The sequence below is a fragment of the Xenorhabdus szentirmaii DSM 16338 genome, from assembly GCF_002632585.1.
In the GTDB taxonomy this organism is placed as follows: domain Bacteria; phylum Pseudomonadota; class Gammaproteobacteria; order Enterobacterales; family Enterobacteriaceae; genus Xenorhabdus; species Xenorhabdus szentirmaii.
In genome coordinates, this window is record NZ_NIBV01000002.1 from 407,875 (window position 1) to 431,682 (window position 23,808).

Below are 23,808 nucleotides of genomic sequence, written 5' to 3' on the forward strand. Positions count from 1 at the left end.
GCTGCTCAAATAAATATGATTTACTCAGAAAGCAAGGGGAGTTGGTGATGGCACAGAACTTAGGTCAGATATCAAGTTTACATCAAGTATCAAGCGGGAAAATTCATCTGAGCCATGTAGAGGGTTCAGACTTTGGCGCTGAGATATCTCAAGCTTCAGCACATTGGCTTGATAAACAGACATTAGTATGGCCGGGTGGTGCAGAGCAGCCGATTGTTCGCTTGTATTACAATCTAAATAACAAGATAGAAGCTGATGACCAAGGTTATTTTCCCGATAATTATTTAACTCTCATTCCTGCGGCGTTGAGTCAGGCAACGGCTAAAAAATTTCCTCATTTGGCCAATTGGGCGGCATTCCGTTTACCAGAGGAAACGGATATCGATCTTCTTCTGACCGGGGATTTGGTGGCTTTGGCTGCTAATGAACAGGGCACAATCGTGTCCTCAACTCAAGTTCAAACGGCCGGGGTATTGGATGATCGCTTCGCTGATACTGCTGAAACATTGGAATATGGGGCTAAACTAAACAGTAAAGGCGTGCTTTTCCGCCTTTGGGCACCGACTGCGCAAGAAGTGTCTCTGATTATCTACAATCAGGATAAGCAGGAGGTTGCCAGGCATGCAATGGAACGCGACGGAAGGAGCGGTTCCTGGTCATGGCAGGGGAATGCTGCTTTAGTCGGCGCTTATTATCGTTATGCTTTGGTGGTATATCACCCATACAGCCGCAATGTGGAACGCTATGAAGTCACCGATCCTTATTCCCATAGCTTGTCCACGAATTCGGAACACAGTCAGGTCATCAATCTGGATGATCAGGCATTGAAGCCCCAAAATTGGGATAACCTGCTGGCCCCCCATCCGCAAAATACCCCCTCAAATATCGCCCGCATGGCGATTTATGAAGCACATATCCGCGATCTGTCCGTTGCAGATAGCACAATCCCCGAAACGTGGCGTGGTAAGTATCTGGCACTGACCGCCAATAACAGTGATATGTTCAGGCATCTCAAGACACTGAGTCAGGCGGGGATGACCCATATGGAGCTGCTGCCTGTGTTTGATATCGCTTCAGTTAATGAATTCAGTCATCAGGTTGCCAATCTTGAAAACCCGTTCAGTCGCTTGTGTCAAATTAACCCAACGGTGAGAAACAGCCGATTTGCTGAGTATTGCCATAGTTCATTGACTTTGCGGCAGGTCTTGCAGCAATTGAAACGTGAAGACAGTATCCATGACCCACAAGTGCAGGAACTTAATGCAATGGTGGCAGGAACGGATTCGTATAACTGGGGATATGATCCGTTTCATTATTCTGTACCGGAAGGCTCCTATGCGGTTGATTCGGAAGGTTCCGGCCGTATAAAAGAATTTCGCGCCATGATACAGGCCATCAAGCAGCAATTGGGCATGAATGTGATCATGGATGTGGTTTATAACCATACTGATGCTGCCGGCCCGACATCTCGAACGTCGGTCTTGGATAAGATAGTGCCTTGGTATTATCACCGTCTGGATGAGGTAACGGGTCAAGTTGAAAATCATACTTGTTGCTCTGATACCGCGCCGGAACACCGTATGTTTGCCAAATTGGTGGAAGATTCATTGGTGACTTGGGTTAAAGATTACAAAATAGATGCATTCAGGTTTGACTTAATGGGCTATCACCCTAAAACGCAAATCTTGTCTGCGTTGGCAAAAGTCCGTGAAGTTAATCCATCAGTCTATTTTTTTGGTGAAGGGTGGAATTCAGGTCAGGATGATCGGTTTGAAAGCGCTTCACAAGTGAATCTCAGCGGAACGGGTATCGGCACTTTTTCTGACAGATTGCGGGATGCAGTGCGTGGCGGCGGGCCATTTGATGTTGCTGATGACATTCGCATCAATCAGGGTATTGGAAATGGCGCAGGAACATTGCCCAATGAGATGGTTCGCTTAAATGCCGATGAAGTGCGCCATTTGCTGGATCTTGTGCGCCTTGGCATGGCTGGCAATTTAGCTGACTTTGTCATGGTTAATAAAGAGGGTGTCATAAAAACAGGTCAGCAGATTGATTATAAGGGCGTGGCAGCAGGCTATGCTGCAAATCCTACAGAAGTATTGAATTATGTATCCAAACACGATAACCAAACATTGTGGGACATTATCAGCTATAAGGCTGCATTTCAGGCAAATCTGGGAGCCAGGCTCCGTATGCAGGCTATTTCTCTTGCCCCAGTCTTCCTTGGGCAAGGTCTGGCTTTTGATCAACAAGGCTCGGAACTACTGCGCTCAAAATCATTTACCCGTGACTCTTACAATGCTGGTGATTGGTTTAATCGTGTTAGTTATGACTACCGAGATAATAATTATGATGTGGGACTGCCAGAATATGGCAATGATGGTGTGAATTATTCATTGATTGGCCGTGTGAAAAATCAGGTAAAAAAACCGGGTCGCAATGAGTTATTACAAATGATGGCCTTTTATCAGGAACTATTGCAGTTACGCCAATTCTCTCCGTTAATGTCTCTTGGGGATGGTGCGGCGGTTAAACAGCGCGTGGATTTTGTGAATGTCGGTCCGCATCAGCAAATCGGGTTACTGGTAATGACCATTGATGATGGCAGTACAACGTCTGATGATCGTGATTGGCGATTTGATGGCTTGGTGGTGGCCATTAACGCGGCACCGAAGCCGGTTTCTGTCAAAGATCTTAATGTGCAGGGATTGATGTTGAATGACATCCAGCGTGCATTGGGTGACTCTTCTTTGGCTGCTGGGGTACGCATAATGGAAAATGGTGAAGTTATAATGCCAGCCTGGTCGGCAGCCGTATTAGTCTTGCCACAGGAAGGCGCCAGGGGAAGAGGGCTGCCTGTACGTTATCGCCATCAATGCCAATAAAAGTATAATTGCTATAATAATGGACAATAGTGCATCCGATGAGAATAAATAATGCCAGACAGACACGGGGTGTTGTTGTTCCAGATACCTGTATTTGTTCAAGTGGCGTGTTTATTGGTTGGATTGTCTGAGTAAATGTGTTTCCGATGGCTTTTCCATAATCTTGCCACTGTGCTGTCACTTAAAATCTATTGAGAAAAACAACTAAGCGGTTATGAAGGCATAAACCGATAACCAACTCCTGTTTCGGTCAGAAGATATCTGGGACGGGCAGGATCAGCTTCCAGCTTCTGCCGCAGGTGCCCCATATAAATTCTCAGATAGTGGTTGTGTTCAACGTAATTCGGCCCCCAAACATGATTGAGTAAATAACGCTGCGTGAGTACCTTGCCGCTGTTGGTCAGCAATTCAGTCAATAAACGGTATTCAATGGGTGTCAGGTGAAGTTCGGTTTGCCCTTTTAAAACCCGACGGTTAATTAAATCGACCTGAATATCTGAAAAATGAATGATGGGAGCAGGTTGATTGATTTTAGAGGAGCGGCGTAGGGCAACTCGCACTCTTGCCAGCAATTCATTAATGCCAAAAGGTTTGCTCAGGTAATCGTCAGCACCGGAATCCAGTGCCATGACTTTATCTTGTTCACTGTCACGGGCAGAAAGCACAATAATCGGGATATTACTCCATTGGCGTACATCCTGAATGAGTTCGATACCATTTCCATCAGGTAGCCCTAAATCAAGGATCAGTAAATCCGGCCTGCGAGTGGCAGCTTCAATTAAACCTCGTTTTAGTGTTTCACATTCAAACACCCGCCAGTTTTCACTTTCCAATGCCAACCGCACAAAACGCCGGATCTCTTTTTCATCTTCAATGATTAAAATAGTATTGTTTTTGATCGTGCCGTTTTGAGTTGTATTCACATATCCCCGGAAACATTTTCAATTTTTGGAGGTTCTTCCAACGGTAAAACAAAGTGAAAGCTAGCTCCACCTTTTTTATTGTTGGTTGCCCATATTTTGCCGCCGTGAATATCAATAATGGCCCGGCAAATGGCTAAACCCAACCCGACACCGGGGATAGCAGACTCTTTGCTGGCACGTGAGAATTTGTCAAAAATGAGTTGTTCCTGTCCCTGTGGTATTCCGTTTCCCGCATCCCAGATTTCAATGTGTATTTGTTTTTGATCCGCGTCATGCTCAATGTTGGCTTGTATGCCCAGTGGCGTTTGTTCATGGGTATATTTGATGGCATTTTCCAGCAGATTAATGAAAACACGTTCCAGCAAAGCCCCATCGCAATGCAGGAACAAATTGGCAGGCAAGGAAAGTTCTATGTCGTAACGGCTGAGGGTATATTCCAGTGAACGCAAGGCACTGCCAACTATTTCGTCCAATGAATGCCATTCAATATTGAGTTGAATTCCGCCCGATTGAATGCGTGCCATATCCAGCAAATTGTTGACTAAGCGGGATGTGCTGAGGATTTGCTGGCGAATTTGGTTAACCTGCTTAGTGTGGGGCGAGTTTTCGGCAGACAAATCCAGCATCAGTATTTCTGCCTGCCCGAACAGTACGGTCAATGGGGTTCGCAAGTCGTGGGATAGTGCTGCCAATAACGAGTTGCGCAGTTGTTCCCGTTCCGCCTCCAGTTTGGCGGATTCTGCGCTGCGGGCAAGATGTAAGCGCTCGAGTGCGTTGGCAATCAGTCCGGTGAAGGTTTGCAGTAATCGCTGTTGCTCCGGCACCAGCAATTGGCGCAGGTTAGAGGATTCTATCGCCAGAACGGCAAAGGTTTGAGAAGGTGTAGCGATGGGCTGCAATTGGTAAGGAACTCCCGGTAATGTGTCGGTACCGGCTCCGGCAGGCTGTTTTTTATCGAAGCACCATTTGGCGATCGCTTCATCAATTTGCATTTGCCCACCGTTATCGGATTTTACCTGATATAAGTGGTGTTCACGATTTAACAGCAGTAATCCCGTTTTGGCCTGAAAGCAATTGGACAGAAAGTGATAGCTGATACGGGCAACATCTTCTTCATCCAGGGCTTTGCTCAATTCGCGGGTAATTTCATATAAATGCCGTGTCCGTTGTTCTCGATAACGGGCGATTCTGGCTTGATAGCGTATTCCTGCGGTCAGGTTGCCCACGACAACACCCACAAACAGCATCACGGTAAAGGTGAGCAGGTATTGCATATCGGTGACCGCAAGTGACCAGTGCGGTTGGACAAAAAAGATGTCAAAACTGATGACATTGATAAGGGCGGCAAAAACGGAGGGCCATCGCCCATAAAACAGGGCGATGACAACCCCTCCCAGCAGATAGAGTGTGACTAAATTGGCTTTATCAAGGGTGAGTAAAAATGTGCGGGAAAATAAGGTGGTCAGGGTACAAAGCACGATCGCCATAATGAATCCCTGAACTTGGAACCGCCATTTTTCATTGAATGGTCGATGATCTTTCAGTTCCTTATTTCCGCTGCTTCCGCGTTTTTTATCTTCCAGTGCAACAATGACCAAATCCAGATCAGGGCCGAGTTTTCCCAGACGTTCAGAGAAATCAGGACGCCATTTATAGTTAAAGAAGGTTGAGTGTGAACCGTAATAACGGCCAATGAGGATTTTACCCAGATTATGTTCCCTTGCGTAACGCAAGATGGCCTTTTCTTCACGGGAGTCGGACAGGGTTGCGGTTTCCGCTCCCAGATCTCGCGCCAGTTTCAGTGTTTTCAGGATGGTGCGCCGTTTGCTTTCCGGCAGTCGGTGCAACTTGGGTGTTTCAACGTAAACGGCATGCCAGATACAATCCAGTTTTGCCGCAAGGCGGGCCGCTGTCCGAACCAGTTTTTCGTTGCCCGCATTATCGCCGATGCATAAAAGTAAATTATCCCGCGTATGCCATACAGGCTCTTTGCCTCTGGTATCTCGAAAGGCACGCATTTGATCATCCACACGGTCAGCCGTGCGGCGTAAGGCGAGTTCGCGCAAAGCTATCAGGTTGCCTTTACGGAAAAAATGCTCGATGGCACGCTCAGCCTGACCTGAGATATAAACCTTGCCATCATTAAGCCGCTGACGAAGATCATCCGGCGGGAGATCAACCAGAACAACATCATCAGCCTGATCAAATATGTGATCAGGAATGGTTTCCCGGACACGCACCCCCGTGATTGCTCCCACGACATCGTTCAGGCTTTCCAGATGCTGTACGTTGATGGTGCTCAGGACATCAATGCCCGCTTCCAGTAATTCTTCCACATCTTGCCAGCGTTTGGGGTGGCGGGAGCCTTGTGGATTGCTGAATGCCAGTTCGTCCATCAGAATGATGGCCGGATGGCGGGCGATAGCCGCATCAATGTCAAATGCGGCTACCCTGCGTTTGTGGTAACGAAGATGTTTTGGCGGCAATTGGGGCAAGCCTTTGAGCAAGGCCGCGGTTTCTTGCCTTTCGTGGGTTTCAACCACGCCGGCGATGACATCCAGCCCTTGAGCCAGCAAGCGCTGGGCTTCTTGTAGCATGGCATAGGTTTTACCCACTCCCGCACAGGCACCGAAAAATATTTTGAGCTTGCCGCGGGGATTTTCGTTCGCCAGTGCCAGTAAGTCATCCGGATCGGGGCGTTGTGGTTCAAGTTGATCCATGTTTTATCAGCCTCGTGGGTTCAGATTATCCAGAGCAAGATTAAGTTCCAATACATTTACCACGGGTTCCCCCATATATTCCAGTAAGGGATATTCAATGTGTTTCTGAATTAATTCATGGACCGTTTCCAGCGGGAGATGGCGGGTGGCAGCCACGCGTTGTGCCTGAAATTCCGCAGCCTCCGGTGATATGTGGGGATCGAGCCCACTGCCTGATGCCGTGATGAGATCAATGGGGATCGGGCGGTTTTCTGGATAATTAAAAAGATGTTCCCGGACAATGTTTTTGTGCAGTTTGCTGAGCAATGCAGGATTGGTTGTTGCGAGATTGCTGCCCCCGGATGATAGGGCGTTATACGGGGTTTCTGCCGTCATGGAAGGGCGGCCATGAAAGTAGCTGTTCTTGGTAAAATTTTGACCGATTAATTCAGAGCCAACTTTTTGGCCGTTTTGTTCGATTAACGATCCTTGCGCCTGATGGGGAAATAGAGCTTTTGATATCCCTGTCACCAACAGCGGATAGGCAATACCTGTGATGAGCGTAAGAAATATCAACAGGATAATGGAAGAACGTAACCAGATCATTTTCATCACCTTATCTGAAATTATTTGAGAAACAAGGCAGTCAGTAATATGTCAATGAGCTTGATGCCGATAAAGGGCACGAGCAAACCTCCCAGGCCATATATCCATAAGTTCCGGCGCAAGAGCGACAATGCGTTCATCGGGCGATAGCTGACACCTTTCAGAGCCAGTGGAAGCAGGAAAATAATGATGATTGCATTGAAAATAACCGCAGACAGTACAGCAGACTCCGGAGAATGAAGGTGCATAATGTTCAGGGCATTGAGTTGGGGATAGGTAATGGCAAAGGCGGCAGGAATGATGGCGAAATATTTGGCTATGTCATTGGCAATGCTGAATGTGGTCAGGGAGCCACGGGTCATTAACATCTGCTTCCCGATATGCACAACTTCAATCAGTTTAGTGGGATTGGAATCGAGATCCACCATATTTCCTGCTTCTTTTGCCGCCTGTGTACCTGAATTCATGGCAACCGCAACATCAGCCTGTGCCAGTGCAGGGGCGTCGTTTGTCCCGTCTCCCGTCATGGCAACCAGCCGGCCTTCAGATTGGTATTGGCGTATCAAGGCCAGTTTGGCTTCGGGTGTGGCTTCCGCCAGAAAATCATCCACTCCCGCTTCAGCCGCAATTGCTGCCGCAGTCAGGTGGTTATCTCCGGTGATCATGACGGTTTTTATTCCCATTCTGCGCATCTCGCTGAAACGTTCTTTAATCCCACCTTTGACGATATCTTTCAGGGCAACGACGCCCAAGACCCGCTGGTTTTCCGCAACGACCAACGGTGTTCCTCCTTTGTGCGCCACTTGTTGCACCAAGAGGTCAATGGCTTCAGGGAATTTGCTGTGATTGGCTTCAATATGACGGCGAATGGCATCAACGGCGCCCTTACGGATAGTCCGGTTATCTATGTTGACCCCGCTCATGCGCGTAATCGCTGAGAAGGGAACAAATTTAGCGTTCAATGCCAACAGATCGCGTTCTCGCATATTGAAACGCTGCTTTGCCAAAATCACGATACTGCGCCCTTCAGGGGTTTCATCAGCAAGGGAGGAGAGCTGTGCGGCATCGGCCAATTGCTTCTCGGTAACGCCGGGAGCCGGCAAAAACTGAGATGCCTGACGATTGCCCAAGGTGATGGTTCCGGTTTTATCCAGCAGCAGGACATCCACATCTCCCGCGGCTTCAATGGCGCGCCCGCTTGTTGCTATCACATTGGCCCCTAACATGCGGCTCATGCCCGCGACACCAATGGCTGAAAGCAATCCGCCAATGGTGGTGGGAATGAGGCAAACCAGCAGCGCCACGATCACGGTAAGGGTTATGGGGCTGCCGGTTTGGCTGATCTCTGTGCTGAATAGAGAAAAAGGCAGCAGGCTTACGCAGACAAGCAGGAAAATGATGGTCAGTGCAGTGAGCAAAATCGTGAGGGCAATTTCGTTGGGGGTTTTCCGGCGTTTGGCACCTTCAACCATGGAGATCATCCGGTCCAGAAAGGTTTCTCCCGGATTGACGGTGCATTCAATGATCAGCCAATCTGATAAAACCCGTGTACCGCCAGTCACGGAAGAAAAATCTCCCCCGGATTCCCGAATGACGGGAGCTGATTCTCCTGTAATGGCACTTTCATCAACGGAAGCCCCCCCTTCAATCACCTCACCATCGCAGGGGATAATGTCACCGGCTTCTACCAGCACGATGTCACCTTTGCGCAAAGTGTCAGACGTTACTTTTTCCTTTGCTGCTTCACGGTTGGATGAGGCCAGTTTGATTGCCCAACTGGTTTTCTTTACGCCCTTGAGACTGGATGCCTGAGCTTTGCTGCGTCCTTCCGCCAGTGCTTCTGCAAAATTGGCAAACAGGACGGTAAACCATAGCCAGAGGGCAATAGAGCCCGTAAACAGGGCATTGCCAGTAAATTGACCTGTCAATATTCCGCACCATAAAGCGGTAGTCAGGCAACTGCCCAGATAGACGACAAACATGACAGGATTGCGCCATTGATGAGCCGGATGGCATTTTTTAAATGAATCGATAAGAGCATGGCGAATCAGCGTCGGTTCAAATAATATTTGCTGTTTATTTTTCATGATTTACCTTTCACTCTCATTGCCAAAGTTGTAAGTGTTCTGCGATGGGGCCAAGCGCCAGAGCAGGAATAAAAGTGAGTGCTCCAATCAGCAAAACAACCAGGATTAATAATCCGATAAAGGAAAAGCCGTAAGTGGGCAAAGTGCCGCTACTGATGGGCTGGCGTTTTTTGTTGCTCATGGAACCCGCAATGGCAAGAACTGGCAGGATCATGCCAAAACGCCCAAGAAACATGGCAGCTCCCAATAGTAAATTGTAAAAGGTATTGTTGGCATTCAGGCCTGCGAAGGCACTGCCGTTGTTATTGGCGGCCGATGAAAGCGCATAAAGTATTTCAGTGAAACCGTGTGCGCCGGGATTGGTAATGGCATTGCGCCCGGCATCGGTTGAAATGGCTAATGCGGTGCCCAACAAGACAAGTGAAGGGGTAACCAAAATGGCCAGTGCGACCATTTTCATATCATAGACATCGATTTTTTTGCCCAAGTATTCAGGTGCCCGGCCAATCATTAAACCGGCAATGAATACAGCCAGCAGAACAAGCAGTAACATGCCACAAAGCCCGGAGCCGGTTCCGCCAAACACCACTTCGCCGATTTGTATTAACCAGAGTGGGATCATTCCTCCCAAAGGGGTGAAGGAGTCATGCATTGAATTGACTGCACCACAGGATGCGGCTGTGGTCACGGTGCTATACAGGGAAGATGCCAGAATGCCAAAACGGGATTCTTTTCCTTCCATATTAAAATGCCCGTTGATGTTCGTGGCATTGAAATGGGGACTGCCTGCTATTTCGGCGTACATTACAACGGCTGTTGCGATGATAAAAATAATGCTCATCGCCCAGAGTAAAGCGTATCCCTGACGATTATCGCCGACGACCACTCCGAAGGCGAAACACAATGCGCTGGGGATCAGAAAAATAGCCAGAACTTGTACAAAATTACTCAGCGGGGTTGGATTTTCAAAAGGGTGGGCTGAGTTTGCACCAAAAAATCCCCCGCCATTGGTTCCCAGTAATTTTATGGCTTCCTGAGAGGCGACCGGTCCCATGGGAAGCAATTGCTGTTGGCCTTCAAGGGTATGGATGGAAACATAAGGGGAAAAGTTTTGGATAACACCTTGACTGACAAAAAATAACGCAATAATGATGGCAAGCGGCAGCAGCAAATACAAAGTGATGCGGGTAATATCAACCCATGCATTTCCCAATGTGTTCACGCCCTGACGGGAAAAGGCTCTTATCAGAGCAAAAGCCACGGCAATACCTGTTGCCGCGGACAGAAAATTCTGCACCGTCAATCCGGCCATTTGGCTTAGGTAACTGAGGGTATTTTCTCCGCTGTAAGCCTGCCAGTTTGTGTTGGTGATAAAACTTATTGCGGTATTGAGTGCCAGATCCCATTTCATATCTGCAAAATGTTGTGGATTCAGGGGTAAATGGGCCTGATTCATTAACAGAATAAATAGCAACAGTAATCCTGCGACATTGAATATCAGGATAGAAAGGGAATATTGCCGCCAGTTCATTTCTTTGATATTGCTGCCGGGTGTTTGCAACCCACAACAGCGCCACAGGCTCGATTCTGTTTTTGTCAGCCAGCGGGGCAATTCTCCTTCAATCAAATTGGCTATCAGATTACCAAGCGGCTTGCTCAATAAAAACAGAACCAACAGGAAGCTGGCAATCAGTAAAAAAGCGGATGCCATCATTTAGAAATCCTCCGCATTTAATAACGCATAAATCAGATAGAGAAGTAATAGCACCACCAGAAAAAGACCAAGGAAGAGGAATATATTCATGGTGTATCTCCTTGCTTATTGTTTTTAAAAATAATCAGTTACAGCATAAGAATGACAATGCAAAGAAGTTGTTAAAAGAGAGTTTAAACGCGTAAAAAAAGTATAAAAGATAACATGACCTAACTAATTGGGTGTTTTATTAAAGCAAGTGTAGCAAACCTCATCAGGTTAATTTTTTGTTTTTAAATTGTTTGTTTTGTTTCTGTTTAGGTATCAATTTTGTAATTAAATTACGAGAGAGGAAAAAAAGAGTGATTTACAGAGCAAAAAAGTGGTCGGATGAGTAGTAAATTTTCATTTTATCGGGTAAAATTTTATACATCTTACATATTTAACCCGTGAGGAGGTTACCAATGTCTACATACCGTTCATATTCTTGGTATGAGGTTCTCTTGCGGCGTGTTGGCGCTATCGCTTTGGGCGTCATTGCGCTTCCTGTTATGCTGTTTCGTCACGATCGTGCTCGTTTTTACAGCTACCTGCATAAAGTATGGTTAAAAACCAGTGAGAAGCCGGTGTGGTTAGAAAGCTCAGAAATGGCTGCCGGTATTCGAAATCGCTAAGATTGGCTCTATTGAATATGGTATTTTTACACCTTGCCAGTTTATTCTGGCAAGGTGTTTTATTTTATATTTCATTGAAAAAACGAATAATAGGGGGAATGATATGAACAATGTTGAATTGGAGCATGTGCTCAATACGGAATTGAATATCCGTGAATTTCAAGATTATGCCCCCAATGGATTACAGGTAGAAGGTCGTCCTCATGTACAGCGGGTAGTGACTGGTGTGACAGCTTGTCAGGCACTATTGGATGAAGCGGTGCGCCTTGAGGCGGATGCGATCATCGTTCATCATGGCTATTTTTGGAAAAATGAATCACCTGTTATCCGGGGCATGAAACGTCGTCGCCTGCAAACACTGCTTTGCAATGATATTAATCTATATGGTTATCATCTCCCGTTGGATGCTCACCCTTTGCTGGGGAACAATGTTCAACTCGCTCGGCAGATGGGTGTGAAGGTGATTGGCAATATTGATTCTCTGCTTCCTCATGGCGCCTTTGATCAGCCCATCACACCCGCAGAATTGGCTGAGCGTCTGGAAAAAAGGTTAGAACGCGAAGTGCTGCATTGCGGAGATAATGCACCAGAAGAAATTCGCACTCTGGCATGGTGTACAGGCGGAGGCCAGAGCTTTATTGAGCAGGCAGCTGAGTTTGGCGTTGACGCTTTTGTGACCGGAGAAGTATCAGAGAAAACGGTTCACGTTGCCCGTGAGATGGGGCTGCATTTCTTTTCAGCAGGCCATCATGCAACAGAACGTTATGGTATCAAAGCCCTCGGTGAATGGCTGGCGAATAATCATGGGTTGGATGTGACTTTTATCGATATTCCTAATCCGGCTTGATTTTCTGACTAGTGTTTTTTTTAACTGTTGGTTTTTCTAGCTGTTGTTTTTCTTATTAATTAGATGGCTCCCAATTTTGTTATTGGTTAACAAATTTGGGAGCTGTTGTTACTCCATGTATAAGAAGGCAGAAAATAAAAATGCTCAAAAATAAGCTTCATGCGTGCTCAGGAATGGAAAAAAACGCTGTTTTTCTGAAAATACTTAACATTGCCGGGTCTTAAGCCAAGTTTGTTTGTGATGGTTTTCTGGTTAAAAAAAACACGGCCATACCACAGCAAATCAAGATACCGCCTAATGCCTGACTCCAACCGGCCAATGCCAAGCCAATCCCCAGCAACAAATAGTAAAATAGCCCCAGTAAAGCGCCCGCAGTACCTAACCGATCCCCATAATGGCTCAATGCGGAAGCCAGAATGTTGGGAATGGCAAGCCCGTAAGCCGTCACTATCCCCAGCATGGGAAAAATAAATAGCCAGCTATTTTCAAGCAGATAGACACAAAGGCCACTCAGTAAAGTTACAACAGCGGCCAGAGCCACTAATTCGGGGGATCTCCACTGTTTCTTTAAGAGGTATTTGTTTAATAGCGATCCGAAACCCACACCCAGAGTGAGTAACAGGCCAGTATAACCAAATATTGCCTGTGACAATCCAAAGTGTTCGAAACGGAATGGTGCCAATTGATAATAACTAAACAGGCAAATATTGAAAAACGCGATCAGAAACGCATTTCGCCAAATCGAAATATCTTTCAGCATCATGCGTGCTGTACTCAATAGCGCCACTTTTTTTACATTAGCCGGGCGGGTTTCCGGTAGCCGCATCACAGACCAGCAGGTTAGGAGTACGGCTAAAATCGCCAATCCGGTAAATACCGCTTTATAACCGGCAAAATAATTCAATGTTGAACCGCTGGCCATGCCGAGCGCGGGACTGATTGCCAATGCAATTCCCATCACAGAAAAAATACGGGCCAGTTCATCTCCCTGATAGCTGTCACGCATGATGGTTTGTGTGCCGACAGAGCCAACAGCGGCGCCAAAAGCCGATAACATTCTGGCAATGAGCAATAGCCAGAATTGCTGAGTCAGCAATGCCAGAAGGGAAGAGAGGCCGTAAAGCAATAGGCCGGCAATGATAGTCGGGCGTCGGCCAATGACATCACACATGCGTCCCCACACCACAACACCGAGGGCAAAGGCAAAAAAATAGAGTGATAAGGTTTGGGCTGCCTGTTCTGAACTGACGGAAAAACCAGCGGCGATATTGGTTAATGCAGGGCTATAGATAGTTTCAACTATTTGGGGAAACATCATTAATGCGACTGAGAGCCAAAGTGAGGGTTTTGTTTTCATCGTTTTTTCAGGGGGTAAGTGAGTGATGGCTCAAAGGTTAGCATTCTGATTGCTGTCTATTTATGATAATAAGTACTAATTATTTACATAATCAGACTTCTCATCGGTGGAATTAACATGGCGTGGTTACGGCAAAGTGATTATTTCGATCCAGACAGTTTGGATGTGCCTGTGGTGGGTATCGCCGCAGAAATGGGGCAACATGATTCTGGTATCCATCAGCATGACATGGGGCAATTGTTGTTTACCCAGCGAGGCTGCATCAAGATCACACTGGCAGATCAAATTTCAATTTTGCCACCAACCAGAGTGGCCTGGATACCTCCCAAAACATGGCATCGGGCAGAAATGCGCGGTTCGGTAGGGTATCGTTCTATTTATCTGAATGTGTTGGAAACCGAACTGATTGCTGAAAGAAGTGAAGTACTGGAAGCCACGCCATTATTACAGGCACTTTTAGAACGCATTGCGATATCTTCTTTCGATTTGGATTGGTATCAGGGAAAGGGAGCACACTTGCTGGCGGTGTTTTTTGATGAGATCCGTGAAGCCCGCAGAGAACAAACCCTATTACCACTGCCTTTTGATCGGCGTTTGGCCGGTTTATCGTTTGAGCAATTACCACCACCATTACACACATTGGCGACTTATATTGGAGCCAGTGAAAAAACGATTACCCGCATATTTCATCGTGAAACCGGAATGAATTACCAGCAATGGCGACAACAGTGGCGGTTGGTAAAGGCGATAGAGTTACTCGCTCAGAATAAAACTTTGTCTTATGTTGCACAAGAACTCGGTTTTGTCAGTGATAGTGCATTTGTCACATTTTTCCGTAAATTCACAGGAAAACCGCCAAGGGCATATATGGCGGGATCATAATCCTAGTTCACTGGCAATGATGTTACGTTGAATATCTGTGACTTCTCATCGACATAACATGCGATCCCGCGAATGGTAGTAAAATGTACTCTCGGGTTACTGACTCCGACAATAATGTTGAATCCGTCTTTTATAAATGAAACTAAGCGCATAATTGCCAGAGATGAGAGGACTCCTGACTTCCCCAGATTTAAATCGTCAGAAACTTCCGGGTTATATCCTTTATGTTGAATGCACCTCCACCTGTACCCAGTGCTTGTGCAATATATCCAGCATTACCTGAGCCGATATGATCAGGAAACTTTGATACTGAGATCAGGCAATCCACTTCATCTGGTGGAACACCAGCCGCATCGAATACATGACGCGCTGCTTCATTTCCGAGTGCTAAGTTTCCTTCACCTTGAGGTACAACCCGGCGTTCGATGCTACCGAAAAAGGGATCTGCCAGATAGCGTTCCATGGCGGCATCATAAGGATTCATTTTCCGGCGGTTTAACGAACCACTTGATGTTGTTGCTATGGTCGATGACATGACTTCATCCCAACAGGCACTGGGCGAACACTATCAGGTAAATGTACAGCTATTGCTTGAATTCCTACAATTATGCTGCCAGAACGATAAAAGTCACTTTTTCCTGTCAGTATTCCTGCTTTTGTTTTATATCCTTTGTTTTGTAGGTAATTGATGCCTCTGGCAGTGCGGGTGGGAGCAAAAGCAGTTGCGGGTGATGAGGAAGAAAAAAATCCAATAGTTTCCATAAAAAACTACACCTCCGATTTCAGAGTAAAACTGAGATAAGAGGTGTAGAAATAAACTATTCAAAATGTGAATAGCATAGTTTTATTGGTTAAATTATTTTTTTAACCGGCTCTGGAAGTCACGCTTGTCATGGCCGGTGTAAAGCTGGCGTGGGCGAGCAATCCTCAAACCTTCATCGTGCATTTCATTCCAGTGGGCAATCCAGCCAATAGTACGGGCGATGGCGAAAATCACAGTAAACATGGACGATGGGATACCCATGGCTTTCAGGATAATGCCAGAATAGAAATCGACATTCGGATACAGTTTCTTCTCGATAAAGTACGGGTCATTCAGGGCAATACGCTCCAACTCCATCGCCACTTCCAGCAGGCTGTCATTCAGGCCAAGTTCATTTAACACTTCGTGGCAGGTTTCACGCATAACAGTTGCGCGAGGATCGTAGTTTTTGTAAACGCGATGACCAAATCCCATCAGGCGGAAAGAGTCATTTTTATCTTTGGCACGGGCGATGAATTCAGGAATGTGCTCAACAGTCTGGATTTCTTCCAGCATACGCAGACAGGCTTCGTTTGCCCCACCGTGGGCAGGCCCCCACAAGGATGCAATACCTGCGGCAATACAGGCAAATGGGTTGGCGCCGGAAGAGCCGGCAGTACGCACCGTGGAGGTTGAAGCATTCTGCTCATGATCCGCATGCAGAATGAAGATGCGGTCCATGGCGCGTTCCAGCACAGGATTGACTTTATACTCTTCACAAGGTGTTGAGAACATCATGTACAGGAAGTTAGCCGCGTAAGAGAGATCGTTACGAGGGTAAACGAAAGGCTGGCCCAGAGAATACTTGTAACACATTGCCGCCACGGTTGGCATTTTGGACAATAAGCGGTAAGCGGTAATTTCACGGTGGCGAGGGTTATGAACATCCAGTGCATCGTGATAGAAAGCAGCCAGTGCACCTGTAACACCACAAAGTACAGCCATTGGGTGTGAATCGCGGCGGAAACCGTGGAACAGGCGGGTGATCTGTTCGTGGATCATGGTATGGCGGGTCACCGTAGTTTTGAATTTTTTATATTCTTCAGGTGTTGGTGGTTCGCCGTACAGCAGAATATAGCAGACTTCCAGGTAAGTCGATTCCGTTGCGAGCTGATCGATGGGAAAACCACGGTGCAACAAAATGCCTTCATCGCCATCGATATAGGTAATTTTTGACTCACAAGAGGCGGTGGAAGTAAAGCCAGGATCATAGGTATAGAAGCCTTTTGAGCCGAGGGTACGAACGTCAATCACTTCAGAACCTAGGGTTGGCGTTAGTACGTCTAGTTCGATAGCAGCTGAACCATTTATGTTCAACGTAGCTTTTTTATCAGCCATTTACATCTCCTTAGCGCTTATATATTTATAACCCCTAACAACCAGATAGGCGCAATTTATACTGTGCCGAAGGCATTGTGCTACCGGAGAGAACTTAAAATCAGGCTGGTATCACATTTAACGCTGAAATTTCATTACGGACGACAATGGTTTTCAGGTTGTTAAAAAGTTTCTGTGAGCTATGTTTAAAGTATTCTTAACATTAAATGTTATCATTTTGTGCTTATACGATACTTTCACATAGCTACTGTTTTTCGTTAAGTATGCTTTTTCATCGTGAAACGATGCTAAACAATATATAACGACATATATGTAAGATAAATGTTTAATCATTGTCAAACAAGATAATGGATTTTATGAAAAATGTTTGAAGCGTGATCTTACTCACTGTTCACGCTAAATGTTAATAATCATATTGTGTGGGAATTGTAATAACAATGTGAAGTACTTATACTTCCGTCAGGTCTCCGGATTACCCTGATGTAGGAGCACCCAGCGTAATCAAATCACAACTTTTGATAAACAGTAAGGATTGTTAATTTAATTATGTTGTGTCTTTGTATCCCCTTAGCGCTGTCTGATTTCTGCCCAGGACCGGAGGATGGAAAATAAAAAAAGCTTTGTGGGCAAAATTGTGAAAAAACAAAGACCTGTCAACCTTGATCTGCGGACGATTAACCAACCCGTCTCCGCGATAGCATCGATCTTGCACCGTATCTCAGGCGTCATCACCTTTATCGCAGTCGGCATTCTTCTGTGGTTGTTGGGTATGTCACTGTCTTCGCAGGAGGGCTTCCTACAAGCATCTGAAATCATGACCGGCTTCTTCGCCAAATTTATCCTGTGGGGGATATTAACGGCGTTGGCTTACCATATCTGTGGAGGTATTCGCCATGTGTTGATGGATTTTGGATTCTTGGAAGAAAACCTCGCTACCGGTAGTGCTTCTGCCAAAGTAGCAATAGTGATCGCGGTTATTCTGTCTATTCTGGCTGGGGTATTATTATGGTAAGCAATGCATCCGCATTGGGTCGTACAGGTATTCAGGACTGGCTGTTGCTGCGCGCATCCGCAATTATTATTGTTTTGTACGTCCTTTACCTTGTTGGTTTTGTGGCAACAACATCTGATATGACTTATGAAATCTGGCGTGGTTTCTTCTCTTCATCCCTAACAAAAGTGTTCACCGTATTGACGCTCCTTTCCATTCTGGTTCATGCCTGGATTGGTATGTGGCAGGTGCTGACAGACTATGTCAAGCCACTCGCAATGCGTCTGGTGTTGCAGCTGGTGATTATTGTGGCACTGCTGTCTTATTTGATTTACGGAACAATTGTTGTGTGGGGTGCATAAATGAAACTGCCAGTAAGAGAGTTTGACGCTGTTGTTATCGGTGCTGGTGGTGCAGGTATGCGTGCTGCACTGCAAATTTCACAAATGGGTTTATCTTGTGCTTTGATTTCCAAAGTATTCCCAACTCGTTCTCATACAGTATCAGCACAGGGGGGTATCACTGTCGCTCTGGGTAATTCCCATGAAGATAACTGGGAATGGCACATGTATGACACGGTGAAAGGTTCCGATTATATCGGCGATCAGAACGCCATCGAATATATGTGTAAAACTGGCCCTGAAGCCATTCTGGAACTAGAACACATGGGTTTGCCATTCTCCCGTCTGGACGATGGCCGGATTTATCAGCGCCCGTTTGGCGGACAATCCAAAAACTTCGGTGGTGAACAGGCTGCCCGCACTGCTGCTGCTGCTGACCGTACCGGTCATGCTTTATTGCATACTTTGTATCAGCAGAACCTGAAAAACCACACAACGATTTTCTCCGAGTGGTATTCACTGGATTTGGTTAAAAATCAGGACGGTGCAATTGTTGGTTGTACTGCTATCTGTATTGAAACCGGTGAAGTCGTCTATTTCAAAGCTAAGGCAACGATCCTGGCAACAGGTGGTGCTGGCCGTATTTACCAATCCACAACGAATGCGCATATCAATACCGGTGATGGTGTGGGTATGGCATTGCGTGCAGGTGTTCCTGTTCAGGATATGGAAATGTGGCAATTCCATCCAACGGGTATTGCGGGCGCGGGTGTATTGGTTACAGAAGGCTGCCGTGGTGAAGGTGGTTACCTGCTGAATAAAGACGGTGAGCGCTTCATGGAGCGTTACGCACCAAATGCCAAAGACCTTGCGGGTCGTGATGTGGTTGCTCGTTCCATGATGATCGAAATCCGTGAAGGCCGTGGTTGCGATGGTCCTCTGGGTCCTCATGTGAAATTGAAACTGGATCATCTGGGCAAAGATGTACTGGAATCCCGTCTGCCGGGTATCCTCGAATTGTCCCGTACTTTCGCTCATGCCGATCCAGTAAAAGAACCGATTCCGGTTATTCCGACCTGTCACTATATGATGGGAGGCATCCCGACTAAGATCACGGGTCAGGCACTGACAATCAACGAAAAAGGCGAAGATGTCATCATTCCGGGCTTGTTTGCAGTGGGTGAAATTGCCTGTGTATCCGTTCACGGAGCAAACCGTCTGGGTGGTAACTCATTGCTTGATTTGGTGGTATTTGGTCGTTCTGCCGGTGTGCATTTGAAAGAGTGCCTGATGGAACAAGGAACCAGCCGTGATGCCAGCGAATCCGATGTTGAGGCCGGATTGGCGCGTTTAAACCGTTGGAACAATACCCGTTCAGGTGAAGATCCTGTTGAAATCCGTAAGGCTCTGCAATCCTGCATGCAGAATAACTTCTCGGTATTCCGCGAAGGGGATGCAATGGCAAAAGGGCTGGATGAGCTGAAAGTGATTCGTGAACGTCTGAAAAACGCACGCCTAGATGACACCTCATCAGAATTCAATACACAGCGCATTGAATGTCTGGAACTGGATAACTTGATGGAAACCGCTTATTCGACAGCCGTTTCTGCGAATTTCCGTACAGAAAGTCGTGGTGCTCACAGCCGTTTTGATTATCCGGAACGTGATGATGCCAACTGGTTATGCCATAGCCTGTACTTACCGCAAACTGAGAGCATGACTCGCCGTGAAGTGAATATGCAGCCAACGCTGCGTGAAGCTTTCCCGCCGAAAGTGCGTTCTTACTAATTGCGTCCAGTTGCGGAGAAATAGATTATGAAACTTGAATTCTCGATTTATCGCTACAATCCAGATGTCGATGATGTGCCCCGTATGCAGGATTATACTCTGGATGCAGAGGAAGGCCGGGATATGATGCTGCTGGATGCGCTTATCCAGCTAAAAGAGCAGGATCCTACTTTGTCATTCCGTCGTTCTTGTCGTGAGGGTGTTTGTGGTTCTGACGGCGTGAATATGAATGGCAAAAATGGTCTGGCATGTATAACGCCGGTATCCGCGTTGCAACGTGGTAATAAGAAAATTGTGATTCGTCCATTGCCGGGCTTACCAGTCGTTCGTGATTTGGTTGTTGATATGGGGCAATTCTACGCGCAATACGAAAAAATCCGTCCTTATGTGATTAATGATGGTAAAAATCCGCCTGCGCGTGAGCACCTGCAATCACCTGAACAACGTGAAAAGCTTGATGGTCTGTATGAATGTATTCTGTGTGCTTGCTGTTCGACGTCTTGTCCGTCGTTCTGGTGGAATCCGGATAAATTTATCGGTCCGGCAGGTCTTTTAGCTGCATATCGTTTCCTGATTGACAGCCGTGATACTGAAACATCGTCACGCTTGGATAATCTGAATGATGCTTTCAGTGTGTTCCGTTGTCATGGAATTATGAACTGCGTTAACGTATGTCCTAAAGGCTTGAATCCGACAAAAGCGATCGGCCATATTAAATCTATGCTGCTGAAACATAGCGCATAAATGAAATATCGTGCATAAATAACACATAAATAGTGTGTAAATAATGCATATAATGTTGCCCTCCACAATTTTGAAATAAAAATCAAACGAGTGGAGGGCATAAAGAATGAAAAATGATAAATTGCCTACTGCTAACGACGGCTCGTGTTTTTAAATAAAAGGAACCTTTAAAAACTGTTATTCAGTTTTTAAAGGTTCCTTGAGGGGTAGGAAAACCCGAATTAAAGAACATGCATTAAGCACGTCCAAATGAACCTTTTATCAACACCGCTAATTAAGCGGTATTTGTTAACCACGGCGAAAACTAAAGCTTTTTAAAGCTTAAGGGATCACAATGCAGAACGGCGCAATGAAGGACTGGCTGGACTCAAGCTTTTTGGCTGGTGCAAACCAGTCTTACATAGAGCAAATCTATGAAGACTATATAACCGATCCTAACTCTGTTGATGAAAGTTGGAGAGAAATTTTCCAACAGTTACCGGATTCAGGACTTAGCGGGGAACAACTTCACTCACAGACACGCGATTACTTCCGTCGTCTGGCAAAGGATGCCACGCGTTACCACACTTCAGTCAGCGATCCAGCAATGGATGCAAAACAAGTCAAAGTTTTGCAACTTATCAATGCATTCCGCTTCCGCGGACATCAACATGCAAACCTTGATCCATTGGGATTATGGAAACAGGAACCTGTCGCAGATCTCGATCCTGCTTTCCATAATTTAACAAAAGCGGATTTTGAAGAAACCTTTAACGTAGGCTCTTTTGCCATTGGCAAAGAGACAATGAAATTGGCCGATTTGTACGACTCCCTGAAGCGCATTTATTGCGGTTCAATTGGTGCGGAATACATGCATATCACCAATACAGAAGAAAAACGCTGGATTCAGCAACGTCTCGAGTCTGTGGCAGTCAATTCACAATTCAATGCAGAAGAAAAGCATCGTTTTCTGAAAGAATTAACGGCTGCGGAAGGCTTGGAACGTTATCTGGGAGCGAAATTCCCGGGGGCGAAACGTTTCTCTCTTGAAGGGGGTGACGCGCTTATCCTTATGCTGAAAGAGTTGATCCGTCACGCAGGTAAACAAGATACTCGTGAAGTTGTATTGGGAATGGCGCACCGTGGTCGTCTCAATGTACTCGTTAACCTTTTAGGTAAAAAACCAGCCGATTTATTCGATGAGTTTGCGGGAAAACACAAAGAACACCTTGGTACCGGTGACGTTAAATACCACCAAGGTTTCTCTTCTGATTTCGAAACAGAAGGTGGTCTGGTGCATTTAGCGCTGGCCTTTAACCCATCTCACCTTGAAATTGTCAGCCCAGTTGTTATCGGTTCAGTACGCGCCCGCCGTGATCGTCTTGATGAAGGTCGCAGCAACATGGTCCTGCCTGTTACTATCCACGGTGATGCCGCTGTTACAGGGCAAGGCGTTGTTCAGGAAACACTGAACATGTCTCAGGCTCGTGGTTACGAAGTGGGTGGTACAGTACGCATTGTGGTTAACAACCAAGTCGGTTTTACGACTTCCAATCCTAAAGATGCACGCTCAACGCAATATTGTACTGATATTGTGAAGATGGTTCAGGCGCCGATTTTCCACGTTAATGCCGATGATCCTGAAGCTGTTGCATTTGTTACCCGTTTGGCGCTTGATTTCCGTAATACCTTCAAACGTGACGTGATGATCGACTTGGTGTGCTATCGCCGCCATGGTCATAACGAAGCGGATGAACCAAGTGCAACTCAGCCGTTGATGTACCAGAAAATCAAAAAGCAGGCAACAGCGCGCAAAATTTATGGTGATAAGCTGATAGCAGAAGGTTTGCTGGCGGCTAATGATGTTACAGAGATGGTGAACCTGTACCGTGATGCGCTGGATCATGGTGAATGTGTTGTTGATGAATGGCGTCCAATGGGGCTGCACTCATTCACTTGGGAACCATACCTGAACCATGAATGGGATGAAGAATATCCGCATCAAGTGGATATGAAACGCCTGCAAGATCTCGGTAAGCGTATCAGTTCTATTCCTGTTGAAGTTGAAATGCACTCCCGTGTTGCAAAAATTTATGGTGACCGTGCTGAAATGGCAAACGGCAACAAGCTGTTTGACTGGGGCGGAGCGGAAAACCTGGCTTATGCAACGTTGGTTGATGAAGGTATTCCTGTGCGTCTTTCTGGTGAAGATGCGGGCCGTGGTACTTTCTTCCATCGTCATGCAGTGATTCACAACCAGACTAATGCTTCTGTTTATGTGCCGTTGGCAAATATTCACAATAGTCAGGGAGTGTTCAATGTATGGGACTCCGTGTTGTCAGAAGAAGCGGTGCTGGCATTTGAATACGGTTATGCAACCACAGAACCTCGTGTACTGACAATTTGGGAAGCGCAGTTTGGTGATTTTGCCAACGTAGCTCAGACAGTCATTGACCAGTTCATCAGCTCTGGCGAACAAAAATGGGGCCGTATGTGTGGTCTGGTGATGTTATTGCCACATGGCTATGAAGGTCAGGGGCCAGAGCACTCATCAGCACGTCTGGAGCGTTACCTGCAACTGTGCGCAGAACAAAATATGCAGGTGTGCGTACCTTCGACCCCGGCTCAGGTTTATCACATGCTGCGCCGTCAGGCACTGCGTGGTATGCGTCGTCCACTTATCGTTATGTCACCTAAATCGCTGCTTCGTCATCCGTTGGCTGTCTCTAGTCTGGAGGAGTTGGCTGAAGGCAAATTTGAGCCAGTGATTGGTGAAATTGACGCGTTGGCTCCGAAAGATGTTAAACGCGTTGTACTTTGTTCCGGTAAAGTTTATTACGATCTGCTGGAACAGCGTCGTAAGAATGAACAGACCAATGTTGCTATCGTGCGCATTGAACAGCTGTACCCATTCCCACGTCAGGATTTACAAGCTCAGCTTGAGCAATATGCCCATGTTCATGATTTTGTCTGGTGTCAGGAAGAACCATTGAACCAAGGGGCTTGGTATTGCAGCCAACACAATTTCCGTGAAGCGATCCCATTTGGGGCATCTTTACGTTATGCAGGTCGTCCAGCATCTGCTTCCCCGGCTGTGGGATATACGTCTGTTCACCAGAAGCAACAGCAAGCACTGGTTGATGACGCTCTGAACGTTGAATAAATTAAG

The 23,808-nt window shown here is 46.4% G+C and carries 19 protein-coding genes; 9 read left to right on the forward strand and 10 right to left on the reverse strand.

Going from position 1 to position 23,808, the window contains the following annotated elements; genetic code table 11:
* Positions 1-47: 47 nt before the first annotated feature.
* Positions 48-2,888 (forward strand): pullulanase-type alpha-1,6-glucosidase, encoded by a 2,841-nt coding sequence (pulA, locus tag Xsze_RS11660; protein ID WP_038237379.1) that lies wholly within the window; start codon positions 48-50, stop codon positions 2,886-2,888.
* Between the two features lie 212 nt (positions 2,889-3,100).
* Here pulA and kdpE read toward each other — a convergent pair whose 3' ends face one another.
* From kdpE to Xsze_RS11690, 6 genes are read right to left on the reverse strand one after another with little or no spacing between them, the layout of a single operon-like run.
* Positions 3,101-3,811, reverse strand: coding sequence for a two-component system response regulator KdpE (gene kdpE, locus Xsze_RS11665; protein WP_051462367.1), 711 nt, complete (start codon positions 3,809-3,811; stop codon positions 3,101-3,103).
* On the reverse strand, positions 3,808-6,531 hold the full coding sequence (gene kdpD / locus Xsze_RS11670; RefSeq protein ID WP_038237376.1) for a two-component system sensor histidine kinase KdpD: 2,724 nt from the start codon (positions 6,529-6,531) through the stop codon (positions 3,808-3,810). The genes kdpE and kdpD overlap by 4 nt, the downstream gene beginning before the upstream one ends.
* 6 nt (positions 6,532-6,537) lie before the next feature.
* Positions 6,538-7,116, reverse strand: a complete 579-nt coding sequence (gene kdpC, locus Xsze_RS11675; protein WP_038237372.1) for a potassium-transporting ATPase subunit KdpC — start codon at positions 7,114-7,116, stop codon at positions 6,538-6,540.
* A gap of 20 nt (positions 7,117-7,136) precedes the next feature.
* A complete protein-coding gene (gene kdpB, locus Xsze_RS11680) occupies positions 7,137-9,203 on the reverse strand; it encodes a potassium-transporting ATPase subunit KdpB (RefSeq protein WP_038237370.1) in 2,067 nt (688 codons plus the stop codon).
* A 16-nt stretch (positions 9,204-9,219) separates the two neighbouring features.
* Positions 9,220-10,917: a potassium-transporting ATPase subunit KdpA gene (kdpA, locus tag Xsze_RS11685; RefSeq protein ID WP_038237368.1), complete on the reverse strand. Its 1,698-nt coding sequence runs from the start codon at positions 10,915-10,917 to the stop codon at positions 9,220-9,222.
* Positions 10,918-11,007 carry a potassium-transporting ATPase subunit F gene (locus tag Xsze_RS11690; RefSeq protein WP_071991774.1) on the reverse strand — a complete coding sequence of 30 codons (90 nt, stop codon included), beginning with the start codon at positions 11,005-11,007 and terminating at the stop codon, positions 10,918-10,920.
* Between the two features lie 353 nt (positions 11,008-11,360).
* Here Xsze_RS11690 and Xsze_RS11695 point away from each other — a divergent pair, with 353 nt between their 5' ends.
* Both Xsze_RS11695 and Xsze_RS11700 read left to right on the forward strand, forming a co-directional pair.
* The gene (locus tag Xsze_RS11695; RefSeq protein WP_038237366.1) at positions 11,361-11,570 is read left to right on the forward strand and encodes a YbfA family protein; all 210 of its coding nucleotides are present in this window, start codon (positions 11,361-11,363) and stop codon (positions 11,568-11,570) included.
* Positions 11,571-11,673: 103 nt separating this feature from the next.
* A complete protein-coding gene (locus tag Xsze_RS11700; protein WP_038237363.1) occupies positions 11,674-12,417 on the forward strand; it encodes a type 2 GTP cyclohydrolase I in 744 nt (247 codons plus the stop codon).
* A gap of 220 nt (positions 12,418-12,637) precedes the next feature.
* On the opposite strand, the gene Xsze_RS11705 is transcribed toward Xsze_RS11700, so the two are convergent.
* Entirely contained in the window at positions 12,638-13,774 is a 1,137-nt protein-coding gene (locus Xsze_RS11705) for a Bcr/CflA family efflux MFS transporter (RefSeq protein WP_038237361.1), read from the reverse strand.
* Positions 13,775-13,891: 117 nt separating this feature from the next.
* Between Xsze_RS11705 and Xsze_RS11710 the strand changes: the two genes are divergently transcribed.
* Entirely contained in the window at positions 13,892-14,656 is a 765-nt protein-coding gene (locus Xsze_RS11710) for an AraC family transcriptional regulator (RefSeq protein ID WP_038237358.1), read from the forward strand.
* 190 nt (positions 14,657-14,846) lie between these two features.
* Here the strand turns inward: Xsze_RS11710 and Xsze_RS11715 are convergent, their stop codons facing one another.
* From Xsze_RS11715 to Xsze_RS11720, 3 genes are all read right to left on the reverse strand, one after another.
* Positions 14,847-15,191, reverse strand: a complete 345-nt coding sequence (locus Xsze_RS11715; RefSeq protein WP_038237355.1) for a hypothetical protein — start codon at positions 15,189-15,191, stop codon at positions 14,847-14,849.
* Positions 15,176-15,418, reverse strand: a complete 243-nt coding sequence (locus tag Xsze_RS23220) for a hypothetical protein (RefSeq protein WP_038237353.1) — start codon at positions 15,416-15,418, stop codon at positions 15,176-15,178. The genes Xsze_RS11715 and Xsze_RS23220 overlap by 16 nt, the downstream gene beginning before the upstream one ends.
* Positions 15,419-15,512: 94 nt before the next feature.
* Positions 15,513-16,796, reverse strand: coding sequence for a citrate synthase (locus tag Xsze_RS11720; protein ID WP_038237351.1), 1,284 nt, complete (start codon positions 16,794-16,796; stop codon positions 15,513-15,515).
* A 622-nt stretch (positions 16,797-17,418) separates the two neighbouring features.
* On the opposite strand from Xsze_RS11720, the gene sdhC reads away from it, so the two are divergent.
* The 5 genes from sdhC (at position 17,419) to sucA (ending at position 23,802) form a co-directional block, all read left to right on the forward strand.
* The gene (sdhC, locus tag Xsze_RS11725) at positions 17,419-17,808 is read left to right on the forward strand and encodes a succinate dehydrogenase cytochrome b556 subunit (RefSeq protein ID WP_038237426.1); all 390 of its coding nucleotides are present in this window, start codon (positions 17,419-17,421) and stop codon (positions 17,806-17,808) included.
* Positions 17,802-18,149, forward strand: a complete 348-nt coding sequence (sdhD, locus tag Xsze_RS11730) for a succinate dehydrogenase membrane anchor subunit (RefSeq protein ID WP_038237349.1) — start codon at positions 17,802-17,804, stop codon at positions 18,147-18,149. Before sdhC ends, sdhD begins: the two co-directional genes overlap by 7 nt.
* The gene (gene sdhA / locus Xsze_RS11735) at positions 18,150-19,916 is read left to right on the forward strand and encodes a succinate dehydrogenase flavoprotein subunit (RefSeq protein WP_038237347.1); all 1,767 of its coding nucleotides are present in this window, start codon (positions 18,150-18,152) and stop codon (positions 19,914-19,916) included.
* Between the two features lie 27 nt (positions 19,917-19,943).
* Complete coding sequence (locus tag Xsze_RS11740) at positions 19,944-20,660, forward strand: succinate dehydrogenase iron-sulfur subunit (protein WP_038237345.1); 717 nt, start codon at positions 19,944-19,946, stop codon at positions 20,658-20,660.
* A gap of 334 nt (positions 20,661-20,994) precedes the next feature.
* Positions 20,995-23,802, forward strand: a complete 2,808-nt coding sequence (gene sucA / locus Xsze_RS11745; protein WP_038237343.1) for a 2-oxoglutarate dehydrogenase E1 component — start codon at positions 20,995-20,997, stop codon at positions 23,800-23,802.
* Positions 23,803-23,808: the final 6 nt, after the last annotated feature.